Source organism: Angustibacter luteus, from assembly GCF_039541115.1.
GTDB classification, from domain to species: domain Bacteria; phylum Actinomycetota; class Actinomycetes; order Actinomycetales; family Angustibacteraceae; genus Angustibacter; species Angustibacter luteus.
Genome location: NZ_BAABFP010000002.1, coordinates 456,381 through 471,604 on the forward strand (window position 1 = coordinate 456,381; position 15,224 = coordinate 471,604).

The following is a 15,224-nucleotide window of genomic DNA, read 5'->3' on the forward strand; positions in this document are numbered from 1 at the left end:
AGCGGCCGCCGGACCCGGAGGTCCGACGGCCACCGCCGTCCAGCTGTCTCGCTACTTCAGCCAGCCGTGGTCCTTGACGACCGCCAGCTCTCCCCAGGCCTTGCCGAGGCCGAAGGTGTCGCCCGCGTTGCCCAGGGCGAGGGCGACGACGACGAGCGCGTAGATGATGTGGTCGTCCAGGAAGAGGTTGTTCTCCGGGGGCAGGACCGCGGTCCACATCAGGACCAGCATCGCTGCTGCGGCCGCTGCGGTGACCCGGATGGCCACACCGGACAACAGGCCGATGGCGAGGCCGGCGAGGCCGATCATGAACAGCCAGTCGGCCCAGGCCGCGCCGGCGAAGCCGTGGTAGAAGTCCTTGAACGGGCCGGCCGCGGCGAACTTCAGGAAGCCCTCGGTGGGGTGGCCACCGTGGATCCAGGCGGCCTTGGACGCGGTCTCGTGGCCGAGGCCGAACAGCTTGTCCACGAAGGCCCACAGGAAGATCCAGCCCAGGCTGATGCGGATCGCCGCACCGACGTAGCGCAGGGCCTTCAGCCGCGGGGTCTCGGCGGCGACGAGCTCGGGGTGCACGAGGTCGCGATCCGGCATCGTGTGCCGGCTCGGGGTGGTGGCGGTCATGACGTCCTCCCTGGACGGTGCACCCGATCAGGGTGCCGGTCGGTGAACCTTCTGACACAGCCCACCCTGGCGCGGCCGTCGCGCCGTGGTCAGGGCCAAAGGTCCTGTGCTGCAGGCGACACAGGGGTCCTCTCGGGTCGGTCGGTCGGGTCGGCGTTCGTCCGGGCCCCTGGTGGGTCAGCGAAACTCCGACAACTCCTAGGGCAGGGTCAGCACCGCGGTGTCGTCGGGCACCAGGCGCACCCCGTCGCCGAGACGAACCGTCAGGTGGGGGTCGAACGGCCGCGACCCGGACGCCACCACCTCCCCGTGGGTGCTCAGTGTCACGGTCGCCTGGCCGGTCCCGCTGGTCAGCTCGACGAGCCGGCCGTCCCGCACGACCGCCGCGAGCGCCGCGAGCGTGACCACGAGCCGCAGCTCGAACGGGATCTCGGCCAGTCGCCTCGGACCGACCATGACGTCCACCGTCGGGTGCTGGACGACGGTGAGCTCGCGCCCGGTCAGGTCGACGAGCACGCGATCGGCCGTGCCTCGGGTCGCACGGCCGGCCTCGACCAGCTCGCGGGTGCGTTGCAGCCCGACGACCAGCAGGCCACCGAGGTCGGCGCCGAGGAAGCCCCGGGCCACTTCGGCGAGCTCACTCAGCCCCGCCTCCCACAGCGCCTTGCCTGCGCGTTCCAGCGCACCGGTCGCCGGCTCGAGGGCGCCGGCCCGCTCGAGCTGCGCGACGAGGTCGTCGGCGCCGGCACCGACCACCGCCAGCAGGGGGATGCCGCTGACCGCGCCGTCGCTGATCGCGTTCTGGGTCATCGTCGTGCCTCCAGGTCGATCGTGGACGCCGGGCTGTCGGGGTGCGGCACCAGACGCAGGTGGGGCGCGGTGAGGCCGTCGACGCTTCGGGACGACACCTCGGCGTCGAGTCCCGCATGCGGTTCGAGGTGCGGGTCCGGTCCGGGTCCTGGTGGCCGGTTGCCACGGGGACCACCCGGCCGTCGGCCGCGGAGGCCGCGCGCGAGCAGCACCGCCGCGGCGCCGGCGAGCAGCGCCAGCACGAGGAGGAGCACTCGCCCGACCGTCAGCCGGGACGTCTGGATGGTCAGGGCCGCCGTGGCCGACAGCTCGCTGGCGGCCGAACCGCAGGACTGGCAGGCGAACAGCACGTACTCGCCCGCTACGCGCGACGGCACGGTGAACCCGATCTCGAACAGACCGTCGGCGGCGGGCTGCGCGACCGCCAGGGCGCGGGTGGCGTCCGTGCTGTCCGCCTGCGAGGCGAAGACCGACACCGGTCCGCCGTCCGGGCGCCATCCGGCCCCGGTCAGGGTCGCGGCGTCGCCGGCGCGGCCGGCGGCGGGAGCCAGGAAGATGCTCGGCTTGATCGCCGGACGCGCGGTCACGACGAAGGTGGCGCTAGCCGATCGCTGCCGAGCCCCCTGCCCGCACCGTTGGCAGGCGACGAAGACGTGCGAGCCGCGCGTCGCGCTCGAGGGAACCGCGAGGTCCAGCCGGAAGCTGCCGCCAGCGGGGATGACCCGACCGAGCGCGCGCCCCGGATGGCTCAGGTCGGCCTTGCGGGCGAAGACCGACACCGCGCCGTCATCGGCCGACCAGCCCGTTCCCGAGGCCGCGAACGCGTCCCCGGGCCGGCCGCTGGCGGGGGCGAGCGACAGGACGGCCGCCACCTGCCGGCGCGGGGTGATGGTGAACGACACGGTCTGTGACGGTCTGCCCTTCGGCTGATCGCACAGCTGGCAGGCGAAGAGCCGGTAACCGCCCGGGGTGACGTCCGGGGTGGTGAACGGCGCGGTGAACCTGCCGTCCTGCGGGGTGGCGGCGGTCAGTGCCTTGGCCGGGTCGCTCGCCTGGTCCGCGCTGAGGAAGAGCGACACCGGACCCGCTGCCGCGTCCCAGTTCTCCCCCGTCGCGACGACCGTCGTCCCCGGCCGGGCGCTCGGGCGGTCCAGCTGCAGGACGTACGTGCTCGTGACAGTGAAGTCCACCTGGGCGGTCCGGGGGGCGCGGAAGCCGACGCAGGACTGGACGGCGGAGATCGTGGAGGGACCGGTCACCAGCTGCGGAACCTCGAACGAGCGCGAGAACGTGCCGGCGTCCAGCGTCGTCGCGAACAACCGGGTCGGGGCGTCCAAGGTGCCCTTCACCGCGATCCCGACGCTGAGGTCACCGTTGGCGCACCAGCCCGAACCCGAGATCGTCCGTTGGTCCCCGGGGGACCCGCTGCTCTGCGAGAGGGTCAGCGACGGGCTCGTGGCGGAGGCGGTGGCCGCGACTGGGCCGAGGACGACCAGCGCCCCGACCAGCGCCCCGACCAGGCTCACGGCGAGGGCAGTCGCGATCACCGCGGCGGACGCCGACGACCGAGCCTGCGCCCGTGTCATGTCACGAGGGCGCGGCGCCGGAGAGGGTGGGCTCGTTCGTCGTCATGGACAGCTCCTCCGCCGATTCTGCTCCTCCCGACAAGACCCTCGCCGGCCGTTCCGTGATACCGGCTTCCCTCACGAACTCCGCGATAGGGTTAGGTTAGGCTACCCTTCCCTGCGCACCACGTTCTTCTCTGCCGCCCCGTCCCGAAGGGAACCGCTCGTGCTCGCTCGTGCCCGCCGACGCGTCCTGCTCGCCACGCTCACCGTCGCCACCCTCGCCCTGACCGCCTGCGGGTCCGCGGACGACTCCGGCTCCGACGCCGCTGCCAGCGCCGACTCCTCGTGGTCCTACGTCTCCGCCAACGGGGACACCATCACGCTCGACCACAAGCCCAAGCGGATCATCGCCAGCGCGGCCGAAGCCGCCGGCCTGATGGCCTACGGCATCAAGCCGGTCGGCATCTACCTCGCCCAGGACCTCGAGTGGGAGCCCGGCCTGAAGGGCGTGGACCTGTCCGGCATCGAGGTCGTCGGCAAGGAGTGGGGCAAGATCGACGCCGAGAAGGCGGCCGCCCTGCAGCCCGACCTGATCGTGGCCGACTGGTGGCCGGCACAGAAGGCGTACCAGGGCTTCGAAGAGGGCGCGGACGCGGCGTCCATGAAGGTCGCCAAGCTCGCCCCCATCGTCGGCGCGAACCAGCAGGGCTCCCTGCTCGAGGTCGTGAAGTGGTACGAGGGCTTCGCGAAGAGCATGGGGGTGGACGTCGAGGGTGACCAGTACGGAAAGGCGCGCCAGAGCTTCGAGGCAGCGCAGCAGACCTTCAAGGACACCGTGGCCGCGAAGAAGGGCCTGTCCGCCCTGGCGGTGGCGCCCGGCGACGACCTGCTGTACGTCGCGGTGCCCAAGTACTCCACGTCCCTGACGGACTTCAAGTCCTGGGGTCTGGACGTCATCGACCCGGACTCCCCCAAGGCCGACTTCCCCTACTGGGAGTACCTGTCCTGGGAGAAGTCGGACAAGTACCAGCCGGACCTGCTGCTCATCGACGACCGCGGCTACGACAGCACCATCAAGACCGCCGAGAAGCAGCCGACCTGGGACAAGATCGCGGCCGCCAAGGCGAGGGCCTACACCCCGTGGCCGGGCTACTGGGTGCACACCTACGACGCGTACACCCAGCAGCTGCAGCAGCTGACCAAGGCCGTCCAGCAGGCCGACCCGGACATCGCCGGGTGAGGCGCTCCCTGGGGCTGCTTGCGCTGGTCGGCCTGCTCGCGGCCGTCTGCGTGGTCAGCATCCTGCTCGGCACCCGCGGCGTGGGTCTGGAGACGATCTGGAAGGCGCTGACCGACTTCGACCCGGGCTCGACGTCCGAGACGGTCATCCGCGAGATGCGGGTACCGCGCACCCTGGTCGGCCTCAGCGCCGGGATGGCGCTGGGGCTGGCCGGCGCGATCCTGCAGGCCGCGACCCGGAACCCGTTGGCGGACCCGGGAATCCTCGGCATCAACGGCGGCGCCGCCGCGGCCATCGTGGTGGCGATCATGCTGCTCGGGCGGCAGAGCCTGACCACGAACGTCTGGTTCGGCTTCGCCGGTGCCGCGCTGGCCGTGGTCGCCGTCTACAGCGTGGCCAGCCTGGGCCGCGAGGGCGCGACGCCGGTCAAGCTGGCACTGGCCGGCGCGGCCATCAGCGCCGGCCTGTACGCCGTGACCACCGCGATCGTGATGTCGAACGTGGACGCCTTCGAGGAGATGCGGCACTGGCAGGTGGGCTCGCTCGCCGGGCGCTACTACCCGGTGCTCTGGCAGACGCTGCCGTTCCTGGTGCTGGGGTCGGTGGCGGCCCTGCTGTCCGGGCGCGCGCTGAACGGGCTGGCGCTCGGCGACGAGGTCGCCACGTCCCTGGGGCAGAACGTGCGGCGGACCCGGCTGCTGCTGTTCGCCCTCGTCGCGATCCTGTGCGGCGCCGCGGTGGCCGCCTGCGGGCCGATCGTCTTCCTCGGGCTGGCCGTCCCACAGCTCGCCCGTGCGGTCGTCGGCACCGACTACCGCTGGGTGCTGGCGTACTCGGCCGTCATGGCCCCCATCGTGTTCCTGGTCGCCGACGTCATCGGCCGCCTCGCCGTCAGCCCCGGCGAGCTGCAGGTCGGCGTCGTGCTCGGCGCGCTCGGCGCCCCGGTCTTCGTCCTGCTGGTCCGCTACCGGAACCTGGCCACGCTGTGAGCGCCGTCGTCGAGACCGCCCGGTCGGCCCAGCCCGCCGAGCCGGGCCAGGACCGCGTCACGGACCCCCGCCGGCGGCGCCGGCGGCTCGTCACCGTCGGCGCGGGGCTGTGCGCGCTCGCCCTGTTCGTGCTGACCCTGGGCGTCGGGTCGACGTACGTGGCCCCCTGGGACGTGCTGGCCTCCGTGCTGCACCTGCGCGACATCCCGCTGGTGGACTTCGTGGTGCGCGAGCTGCGGCTGCCTGCCGCGGTCACCGGGCTCGCCGTCGGGTTCGCGCTCGGTCTGTCCGGGCCGCTGTTCCAGCGGATGCTGGCGAACCCGCTCGCTGCACCGGACGTCGTCGGCATCTCGTCCGGCGCCGGTCTGTTCGCGGCCGGCGCGATGATCGTGTTCCACGCCTCCGGGCTCTTCGTGTCCGGCGCCGCGCTGGTCGGCGCCGCCCTCAGCACCGCCCTCGTCTACCTGCTGGCCTGGCGCGACGGCATCCAGGGCTTCCGGTTCATCCTGATCGGCATCGGCATCGCCGCGTTCATGGAGTCGCTGATCGGCTACATCCTGGCCCGGGCGACGATCTGGGACGCCCGAGCCGCGATGACCTGGCTGATCGGCTCGGTCGGCCAGGCCGGACCGACCGAGCTGCGGACGCTGGTCGTGGTGCTGCTGGTCGTGACGCCGTTCGCGCTGCTCCTCGACCGCCAGCTCGGCGCGCTCGAGCTCGGGGACGACGCCGCGACCGCGCTGGGCAACCGGGTCGAGCCGTCCCGGCTGGCCATCGTGCTGGTGGTCGTCGTCCTGGTCGGCTGCGCGACCGCCGCGGCCGGGCCGATCGGCTTCGTCGCCCTGATGGCCGGACCCATCGTGGCCCGGCTGTCCGGGTCGTCCGGCAGCCTGCTGGCCAGCGGCTTCGTCGGGTCGGGCATCGTCCTGGGCGCGGACCTCGTGGCCCTGCACGTGATGCCCAAGCCGGTCGCCACCGGCGTGGTCACCGGGGTCGTCGGTGCGGTGTTCCTGCTGTGGCTGCTCATCGGTGTGAACCGGGAAGGACGAGGCGGATGAGGGAACACGAGCTGCGGGCCGAGGGGCTGTCCCTCGGGTACGGCGACGCGACCATCGTGCGCGACCTCGACCTGGTCGTGCCGGACGGTCGGATCACGGTCATCATCGGCGGCAACGCCTGCGGCAAGTCGACCCTGCTGCGCGGGCTGACCCGGCTGCTCAAGCCGCGCGGCGGCGCGGTCTACCTGGACGGCCAGACCCTGCACGACGTCGCCAGCCTGGACGTCGCCAGGGTCGTCGGTCTGCTGCCGCAGAGCCCCGTCGCGCCGGACGGCATCACCGTCGCGGACCTGGTCGGCCGCGGGCGGTACCCGCACCAGGGCTGGTTCCGGCGCTGGTCGGCCGCGGACGAGCAGGCGGTGCGCGAGGCCATGACCGCGACGGGCACGCAGGACCTCGCCGACCGGCCGCTGTCGCAGCTCTCCGGCGGCCAGCGCCAGCGGGTCTGGGTCGCGATGGCGCTCGCCCAGCAGACCGACGTCCTGCTGCTCGACGAGCCCACCACCTTCCTCGACATCAACCACCAGGTCGAGCTGCTGGACCTGCTGAAGGGCCTGAACCGCAACCAGGGCACCACGATCGTGCTGGTGCTGCACGACCTGAACTTCGCGTTCCGGTACGCCGACCGGCTCGTCGCGATGAAGGGCGGCCGGATCGTCGCCGAGGGTGCACCGCGGGACGTCGTCACCGCCGAGATGGTGCACGACGTGTTCGGCCTGGACTGCCAGGTCATGCCCTGCCCGGTCTCGGGAGCGCCGATGGTGATCCCGATCGGCGGTCACGACCGCGCGCAGACGGGCGCCGACGCGCGAACCTGACGCCGGACGCCGCGCTCGCGGGTTACGATCCGCCGGACGACGTCGCTCGAGGAAGGTGCGCTGCGTGACCGGACCCGAGCTGTCGCTGCCCGCGGCCCCCGAACGCGCACCCGAGTACGGGCACGACGCCCTCGTCGTCTGCGACAACCTGGTGCGCATCTACCAGTCCGACGTGGTCGAGGTGCAGGCGCTGCAGGGCCTGGACCTGCTCGTGCACTCCGGCGAGATGGTGGCCATCGTCGGGGCGTCCGGGTCCGGCAAGTCGACCCTGCTGCAGGTACTCGCGGGCGTCGACGCGCCGACGGCCGGACGCGCGCGGGTCGCCGGCCACGACCTGCTGGCCATGTCCCGCACCGAACGGGTGCGCTACCGCCGGCACGTCGTCGGGTTCGTCCGGCAGCAGACCTCGCGCAACCTCGTGCCCTACCTGACGGCCAGCCAGGTGGTCGACCTGCCGATGACGCTGGCCGGCGTCCCCCGCCGCGAACGCCACCAGCGGGCCGCCGAGCTGCTCGGGGCCGTCGGCGTCACGCACTGCGCCGACCGGCGTCCGGACCAGATGTCCGGCGGCGAGCAGCAGCGCGTCGCCATCTGCGTCGCCCTGGCGAACGACCCACGCGTCCTGCTGGCTGACGAGCCGACCGGCGAGCTCGACAGCGAGACCGCGCAGGAGGTCTTTGCCGCGCTGCGCACCGCCAACCGCGACCTCGGCGCCACCGTCGTCGTCGTCACCCACGACGCTGCGGTGAGCGGCCAGGTGGAGCGCACGGTGGCGATCCGGGACGGCCGGACCAGCAGCGAGGTGTTGCGCCGCAACGGTTCTGGCGTCGACGGCGACGAGCACACCGCCGAGGAGTACGCAGTGATGGATCGCGCCGGGCGCGTGCAGGTGCCGGCCGAGTACCGTGAGGCCCTCGCGTTGACCCGACGGGTGCGGCTCACCCTGGAGGGCGACCACGTGGCCGTCCGCCGGGACCACGCTGACGACGTCCGATGACCGAAGCGGCGACGGTGCCCGTCCCGGCGATGGTGTCCGTCCGGGGGCTGACCCGCACGTACGGCACCGGTCCGAGCACCGTGCACGCGTTGCGCGACGTGTCGTTCGACGTCGCCCCCGGGGAGATGGTCGCCGTCGTCGGCCGGTCCGGCTCGGGCAAGACGACCCTGCTGAACATGGTCGGCGGCCTGGACCGCCCGGACGCCGGCACGGTCCTCGTCGACGGCACCGAGGTCACCGCGCTGGACGACGAGGGGCTGAGCCGGCTGCGCCGCGAGTCCGTCGCCTACGTGTTCCAGACGTTCGGCCTCATCCCGGTGCTCACCGCGGCAGAGAACGTCGGGGTGCCGCTGCGCCTGCGGCAGACGCCGGTGACCGAGCGGGAGCAGCGCGTCGAGCTGCTGCTCGACCTCGTCGGCCTGCGCGAGCACGCCGATCAGCTCCCCGGTGAGCTCTCGGGCGGCCAGCAACAGCGCGTGGCGATCGCCCGAGCCCTGGCGGGATCGCCGCGGCTGCTGGTGGCGGACGAGCCGACCGGCCAGCTGGACGCCGAGACCGGGCTGTCCGTCATGGCGCTGTTGCGCGCCCTGGTCGAGTCCGAGGGCGTCACCGCCGTCGTGTCGACCCACGACCCGGTCATGATGGCGCTCGCCGACCGGGTGCTGCACATCGCCGACGGACAGGTGCAGGCCTGAGATGACGTCCCGGTGCTGACGCTGGTCGCCCGGCGGGCGGTCGTCCAGCGGCGGTTGCTCCTCGGAGTCGTCGCGCTCGTCACGGCCGGCGCCACGCTGCTCGGGGTGTGCGCGCTGCTGCTCACTGCCACTCAGGACCGGGCCTTCACCCGAGGCATGCAGCGCACCGACCCGGCGGACCTGGAGGTCACCGCCTTCCTGGTCAGCGTGGCGGGCGAGGACGCGAGGACGGCCCGGCAGGACGCCCAGGTGGTCATCACCTCGGCGTTGGCACCGCTGGCGACGACCACGACCAGCAACGCCGTCTCGACCCTGCGCCAGCTGGACTCCCCGGGCAAGCGCGCCTACCTGGGCAGCCGCGACGACCTCGCCGACCAGGCGCGCCTCACCTCGGGACGCTGGCCGGCCGCCGCTAGCGGACCTGCGGCCGAGGCGGTCGTGCCCGACACCACGGCCCGGCTGCTGCGGCTCACCGTCGGCCAGCACGTGACGCTGGGCCGCGAGACCGGCCCGACCGACGTCCGACGTCCGGTCACCGTGGTGGTCGTCGGCACCTTCCAGCCACGCTCCCAGGCCGGCTGGGCGCGGGACCCGTTGGCCGGCAAGGGTTACGACGCGGCGTACAACGACGGCCGGGTGAGTGGCCCCGCCTACGGGCCGTTCATGGTCACCGCCGACGCCCTGCTGACCAGCGGCTCGACGGTCGACACCATGCAGGTCACCGCGCACCCCGTGGTCGGCTCCACCAGCGAAGCCGCGCTGAGCACGGTGGCCACGTCCGTCGACACCGCCGACGACCGGCTGACCGCCGTGCTGGACGGCCGGGCCCGGATCAGCCGGATCGCGTCCGACCTGCCGCAGACCCTGGCCGATACCCGCGCCCAGCAGGCCGCCACCCGGTCCACCGTGCTGGTGGTGGTGCTGCTCGGCAGCACGCTGGCCGCCGCCGCGCTCGTGCTGGCCGGCCGCCTGCTCGCCGTCTTCCGCGCCGACGAGCGGGCGCTGCTACTGAGCCTCGGGCTGGACCGGCGCCAGCTGGTGCTGGCGGCCTCGGCAGAGGCCCTGCTCCTCGGTGGCCTGGCGGCCGTGCTGGCCGTGCCCGCGTCCGCCCTGCTGCACTCCGCCCTGACCCGCCTCCCCGCCATGGCCGACGCCGGCCTGGCCCAGCCGCCGACCGTCACCATCGACCTGGTCCTCACCGTCCTGGTCGGCGCGGTCCTGCTGGCCGGCAGCCTCGTCGTGCCCGCTCTGCGGGCCGCGTCCACACCGGCCACGGCTGCCGCGGCGACCACCACCACGACCGGGGCGCGCGGTCATCTCGCGCTCGCCGCCGCGTCCGGGCTGGACCTGCTCCTGCTGGCGCTGGCCGCGGCCGGCTGGTGGCAGCTGCGCTCCCAACCCCCGGGCCCGGCGAGCAGCGGGGACGTCGTCCGGACCGTCGCTCCGGTCCTGTTCGTCGTCGCCCTCGCCCTGGTCGCCGTGCGCCTGGTGCCACTGCTGTTCTCCCTCACCACCCGCCCGGCGCGGCGCTCACGCCGGCTGCTGGCGCCGCTCGCCGCCTACGAGGCCGCGCGCCGTCCGCACCCGGTCACCGCGTCGGTGCTGCTCGCCGTCGCGGCGGCCGCCGGCACGTTCGCGCTGTCGCTGGGAGCGACGTGGGAGCGATCTCAGGTGGACCAGGCCGCCGTCCAGGTGGGCACCGACCTGACCGTGGCACTCGCGGCCCCGCCGACCAGCGGCGACGCCGCCGCGGTCACCCGCGCCAGCGGCGGCGTCGTGTCGGCCGTCACCGCCCGCCCTGTCGCGCTCGGCCAGTTCCTCGGCGACCGCGCCTCCGCACCGCAGCTCGTCGCCATCGACGCCCGGCACGCCGGGTCGCTGCTGCGCGGGCGGCTGGACGGCGGACGAAGCTGGCAGCAGGTCGGCGACCTGCTGGCGCCGCCGGACCAGGTGGTCGGCGTGCCGCTGCCCGCAGGCGGATCCGGCCTCACGCTCTCCGGCACCGCGCCCGAGCACGCGGTCGTCACCGCCGCGCCGACCCTCGTCCTGCAGGACGCCTCAGGCCTGCGGACGACGGTCGAGACCGATCCCGTACCCCTCGACGGGCGCCGGCACGCACCGCACTGGCGCTCGCCCATCGGTGCCGACCAGCAGGTGGTCGCGATGCGGCTGACCCTGGCCGGCGACCCGAGCTCACCTCTGCCGGACGACGCCGGCACCGGCGAGATCATGGTCGCGCTGCGCGTACCCGGGACGGCCAAGTCCCCCGCGCCGCCTTCGCGTTGGACGGCCGCCAGCCTCGCTGAGCAGCCGGCGGAGGCCGAGGCGGCAACCGCCAGCGTGGCCGACGACGGCGGTACGACCGTGATCCGCGCCTCGACCCGGATCAGCCTCGCCGCGCTCGCCTACGTCGAGACCGACCTGCTGGCCAGCGCACTCGAGGCGCCGGCGGCTGTGCCCGTCGCGGTGTCGCGGCTGCTCGCCGACTCCGTGGGCACCAAGGTCGGCGGCAGCTTCACCGCCACCGTGAGCGGCGTGGACGTCCCGGTGGTCGTCCTCGCGATCGTGCCGACGGTGCCCTCGGCGCCGGGCCAGCTGGCCGTCCTCGCGGACGCGGACACCCTGTCTCGCACGCTGATCGGCGCCGGGCAGCTGGAGCCCGTCGCCGACGCGTGGTGGGTGGGCGACCCCAAGCCGGGAGCGGCGAGCGCCGTCCGGGCGCTGGGTCTCGGCGAGGTCACCACCCGCGACGAGCGGGCCGACCAGCTGGCTCGTGGGCCGTTGCGGGTCAGCGTGAGCGCCGCCCTCGTGACGCTCGTCGTCGCGGCCGTCCTGCTGCTGCTCGCCGGCACGGCCCTGCTGCTGACGGCCGACCTCGAGACCCGGGCCGTCGAGCTGGCCCGGTTGCGCGCGCTCGGCCTCACCCGCCGGCAGGTCCGCGGGCTCCTGGTGGGCCAGCACGGGGCCGTCCTGACCCTGCTCGTCGTGCTCGGCGCGCTGGTCGGGGCGGTGGCGTCGTACGCCCTCGGCCCGAGCCTGGTGCGCTCCGACCTCGGCGGCGCACCGCTGCAACCCGTTCTGCCGCAGTGGCCCTGGCCCGCGGAGGCCGCTCTGGTCGCCGGTCTGGTGCTGGGCTGCGTGTCGGTGGCGGCCGGGGTGGCGTTGGTCCAGGTCCGACGTTCCGACACGGCCCACCTGCGGACGGGGGACGCGTGAACCCGTTGCGGTTGCACCGGCCCAGCGTCCTCGGCCGCGCCCGGGCCGACGTCCGGCTGCTGCTGCTCACCGGTGGCGTCGTCGCGTTGACCAGCCTGCTGACCGCGGCCGTCCCACCGCTGGCGGAGCGCACCGCCGACCGGGCGGTCGCCGGCACCGTGCGGCAGGCCGGCGCCGGGGGCGACGTGGTCGTCACCGTCCCGTTCCCCGACGACACCGAGAGCGCGGCACGGGTCCGCGAGCCCTCGTCGGCGGCGCAGGTCCAGCAGGCCAGCCGCGAGGCGCAGCTGACCATGCCGGCCGACCTCAACGCGGTCCTGCGTCCGGGGGTGGCCAGCGTCACGACGACCGAGCTGCACGTGCTGGGTGGCGGCCCGGGCCGCTACGCGCGACTGGCCTACGTGGTGGGGCGCGACGGCGCACCGGCGGTGACCTGGACGTCCGGTGGCCCGCCGCGCGCGAGCGTGCCGCCCGCGCAGGCCACGGCGAAGGTGCCGGACGGCGACCCCTGGCCGGTGCAGGTCGCGCTCTCGCAGGCCGCGGCGACCGCGCTGGGGCTCCGGACGGGCGACACGTTCGCCGCCGAGGACGAGCGCTACCGCCGGGTCGAGGCCCGGGTCAGCGGGATCTACTCCCCCACCGACCCGGCAGCGGATGCGTGGCAGGCGGCCCCCCGGCTGCTGCACCCCAGCACCGGGGTGACCGAGAAGGTGGTCCGCACGTCGGCCGCCGCACTGGTCTCAGCCGAGTCGCTGCCGGACCTGCGGCTGGCCGTGCCCTTTGACGACCTGGACCGCCGGGTGGTCTTCACCCCCCAGCCCGACCGGCTGCGCTACGACCAGAGCGAGGCGCTCGTCCGGGACGTCGTCGCGCTGAAGGCGTCCTCCGCTGTCGACGCGAACGGCACGCCCACGATGTGGTGGGACAGCCTCCTGGACCGGGTGCTGCTCGACGCGCGGTCGCAGGTCGTCGCGGCGCGCGCCCAGGCCACCGTGCTGCTCGTCGGGCTGCTGGCCGGCGCCGCACTCCTGCTGGTGCTGGCCGCCCAGCTGCTGACCCGCCGCCGGGCCGCCGCCCTGGCCGTGGCCCGCGAGCGCGGCGCCGGCCTGGTCGCGATCGGCGCCGAGCTGCTGGTGGAGTCAGCGGCGGTAGCGGTGGTGGGGGCGGGCGTGGGGGTGCTCGCCGCGCGGCTGCTGGTCGGCGGCGCGTCATGGCCGTGGACGCTGCCCGTGCTCGCCGTCGCGGCGCTCGCCGGGCCCGTGCTGGGCGTGCTGGTGGTCTCCCGGGCGGGCGGCGGACGGCGGGTGCCGGCCAACCGCTCCGCGCGGCGGACGGCGGCCCGGGCGAAGGTGGCACGGCGCATCCTGCTCGAGGCGACGGTCGCGCTGGTCGCGGTCGCGGCCCTGGCGGCTCTGCGCCAGCGCGGCGTCCTCGGCGGCGGTGACGAACCCGACCTGCTGGCCGCGAGCGCCCCGACGTGGTTCGCCGTGCTGGGGGCGCTCGTCGTCCTGCGGCTGCTCCCGCCGGTGGCGGCGTTCGTGCTGGCCCGCTCGCGTCGCTCGCCCCGCGCCGTCCCGCTGTTCGCGGCGGCCGGCGCCGTCCGGACGGCGACCAGGGCGCTGCCGATGCTGCTCGTGACGGTGACGGCGGCCCAGCTGACGGTCTGCGTGGCCTTGGCCGCGACCGAGCAGCACGGACAGTCGGCGGGCGCCTGGCGCGAGGTCGGCGCGGACGCGCAGCTGCAGACGGATCCGGACCGGGGCGTCGGGCAGCTTGCTCAGCGGGTGGCCGGCGCGCCCGGGGTCACCGCGGCCGTCGCAGCCCGGGTGGCGGACGGCGTCCCCGCGGCGTCGGGGCAGACGGCCGCCCGGGTGCGGCTCGTCGTGGTGGACGCGGCGGCCTTCGCGAAGCTGCTCGCCGCGACCCCGCTGCCTGACGCTCCGCAGCTGGAACGGCTCGCCCCGGGGGCAACCACGGGAACGCCCGCACTGCTGCGCGGCGGTGACCCCGCGCTGCGCGAGGGCTTGCGCATCGGTTGGGACGACGCGAGGCTGCCGCTGCACGTGGTCGGCACCGCGCCGGCGATCGGCTCCGGCGAGGATCCGGTGGTCGTCGTGGACGCGGCGGCCTTCGCCGCCACGGGGGCAGCGGCCGACCCGGGGACGGTCTGGGCGGTCGGTCCCGGGGCGGTCCGCGCGCTCGAGGCCGCAGCCCACGGCGCTGCCGCGCCAGGCTCGGCCGGCCCGGGCGGCACGGTCGTGCGGCGGGACGACGTCCTCGAGGCGAGGCGGGACGCGCCGCTGGCCGCTGCCCTGCGGCACCTGGCGATCGCCTCGGCCGCGCTGCTGCTGCTGTTCGGTGTCCTCGGCGTCGTGCTGGCCGCCGCCGTCGCGGCACCGGCCCGCAACGAGTCGCTCGGTCGGTTGCGGGCTATGGGTCTGCGGCCCGGGCAGGTTGGCCGGGTGCTGGGCGGCGAGCTGGTGCCTCCGGTGGCAGTGGGGGTAGTAGCCGGGCTGGTGCTCGGCCTCGGGAGCGCCGCGGTGATGTTCGGCTCGCTGGCCTTGCAGCGGGTGACCGGCCAGACCGGGCCGCCGGACGTCGTCCTGCCGTGGTGGACGGTACTGCTGGCCGCGGCGCTGGTGGTGGCCGCGCTGGTGGTGGCGCAGGTGGAGTCGTCGCAGCTGCGCCGGACGTCGCTCGCCCGGCTGCTGCGCGGCGGCGACCGTGGTCTTGACTGATTCCAGAAAAGGTCAGAGACTCGGACGGTGACCACGAGGGCGGACGTCGAGCAGTCTCTGCGCGACGCGGCTCTACGGGTGACCCGGCCTCGGGTCGCCGTGCTGACCGCGGTCCGCGAGATCCCGCACGCCGACACGGACACGATCGTCGGTGCGGCGCGCGCGGACCTCGGCGAGGTCTCCACCCAGGCCGTGTATGACGTCCTGCGGGCGCTCACCACGGCGGGCCTGGTCCGGCGGATCGAGCCGGCCGGGTCCGTGGCACGCTACGAGTCGCGGGTCAGCGACAACCACCACCACCTCGTCTGCCGCTCCTGCGGCGTGATCGCCGACGTCGACTGCGTCGTCGGCTCCGTGCCGTGCCTGACCCCGTCTGACGACCACGGCTTCGCCGTCGACGAGGCCGAGGTGATCTTCTGGGGTCTGTGCCCCAGCTGCAGCACCACCGTTCCCACCGCCTGATGCCGGAAGGAT

The 15,224-nt window shown here is 74.5% G+C and carries 12 protein-coding genes; 9 read left to right on the top strand and 3 right to left on the bottom strand.

From position 1 onward, the window contains the following. Positions 1-51 precede the first annotated feature (51 nt). The 3 genes from ABEB17_RS02220 to ABEB17_RS02230 all read right to left on the bottom strand — a co-directional run bounded on the left by ABEB17_RS02220 (position 52) and on the right by ABEB17_RS02230 (position 3,017). Positions 52-621 carry a hypothetical protein gene (locus tag ABEB17_RS02220; RefSeq protein ID WP_378227069.1) on the bottom strand — a complete coding sequence of 190 codons (570 nt, stop codon included), beginning with the start codon at positions 619-621 and terminating at the stop codon, positions 52-54. Between the two features lie 198 nt (positions 622-819). After that, positions 820-1,431, bottom strand: coding sequence for a hypothetical protein (locus tag ABEB17_RS02225; RefSeq protein ID WP_345714924.1), 612 nt, complete (start codon positions 1,429-1,431; stop codon positions 820-822). Continuing rightward, a complete protein-coding gene (locus ABEB17_RS02230) occupies positions 1,428-3,017 on the bottom strand; it encodes a hypothetical protein (RefSeq protein ID WP_345714925.1) in 1,590 nt (529 codons plus the stop codon). The genes ABEB17_RS02225 and ABEB17_RS02230 overlap by 4 nt, the downstream gene beginning before the upstream one ends. A 205-nt stretch (positions 3,018-3,222) precedes the next feature. On the opposite strand from ABEB17_RS02230, the gene ABEB17_RS02235 reads away from it, so the two are divergent. The 9 genes from ABEB17_RS02235 (at position 3,223) to ABEB17_RS02275 (ending at position 15,212) form a co-directional block, all read left to right on the top strand. Beyond that, on the top strand, positions 3,223-4,239 hold the full coding sequence (locus ABEB17_RS02235; protein ID WP_345714926.1) for a TroA family protein: 1,017 nt from the start codon (positions 3,223-3,225) through the stop codon (positions 4,237-4,239). Next, the gene (locus tag ABEB17_RS02240) at positions 4,236-5,228 is read left to right on the top strand and encodes a FecCD family ABC transporter permease (RefSeq protein ID WP_345714927.1); all 993 of its coding nucleotides are present in this window, start codon (positions 4,236-4,238) and stop codon (positions 5,226-5,228) included. The genes ABEB17_RS02235 and ABEB17_RS02240 overlap by 4 nt, the downstream gene beginning before the upstream one ends. Further along, positions 5,225-6,286 carry a FecCD family ABC transporter permease gene (locus ABEB17_RS02245; RefSeq protein WP_345714928.1) on the top strand — a complete coding sequence of 354 codons (1,062 nt, stop codon included), beginning with the start codon at positions 5,225-5,227 and terminating at the stop codon, positions 6,284-6,286. Before ABEB17_RS02240 ends, ABEB17_RS02245 begins: the two co-directional genes overlap by 4 nt. Continuing rightward, entirely contained in the window at positions 6,283-7,104 is an 822-nt protein-coding gene (locus ABEB17_RS02250; RefSeq protein ID WP_345714930.1) for an ABC transporter ATP-binding protein, read from the top strand. The genes ABEB17_RS02245 and ABEB17_RS02250 overlap by 4 nt, the downstream gene beginning before the upstream one ends. A gap of 64 nt (positions 7,105-7,168) precedes the next feature. Next, positions 7,169-8,101, top strand: coding sequence for an ABC transporter ATP-binding protein (locus ABEB17_RS02255; RefSeq protein ID WP_345714931.1), 933 nt, complete (start codon positions 7,169-7,171; stop codon positions 8,099-8,101). Next, a complete protein-coding gene (locus ABEB17_RS02260) occupies positions 8,098-8,796 on the top strand; it encodes an ABC transporter ATP-binding protein (protein WP_345714932.1) in 699 nt (232 codons plus the stop codon). Before ABEB17_RS02255 ends, ABEB17_RS02260 begins: the two co-directional genes overlap by 4 nt. Positions 8,797-8,808: 12 nt before the next feature. Beyond that, positions 8,809-12,012 carry an FtsX-like permease family protein gene (locus ABEB17_RS02265; RefSeq protein WP_345714933.1) on the top strand — a complete coding sequence of 1,068 codons (3,204 nt, stop codon included), beginning with the start codon at positions 8,809-8,811 and terminating at the stop codon, positions 12,010-12,012. Beyond that, positions 12,009-14,750, top strand: coding sequence for an FtsX-like permease family protein (locus tag ABEB17_RS02270; protein WP_345714934.1), 2,742 nt, complete (start codon positions 12,009-12,011; stop codon positions 14,748-14,750). Before ABEB17_RS02265 ends, ABEB17_RS02270 begins: the two co-directional genes overlap by 4 nt. A 27-nt stretch (positions 14,751-14,777) precedes the next feature. Next, positions 14,778-15,212 (top strand): Fur family transcriptional regulator, encoded by a 435-nt coding sequence (locus ABEB17_RS02275; protein ID WP_345714935.1) that lies wholly within the window; start codon positions 14,778-14,780, stop codon positions 15,210-15,212. Positions 15,213-15,224 lie beyond the last annotated feature (12 nt).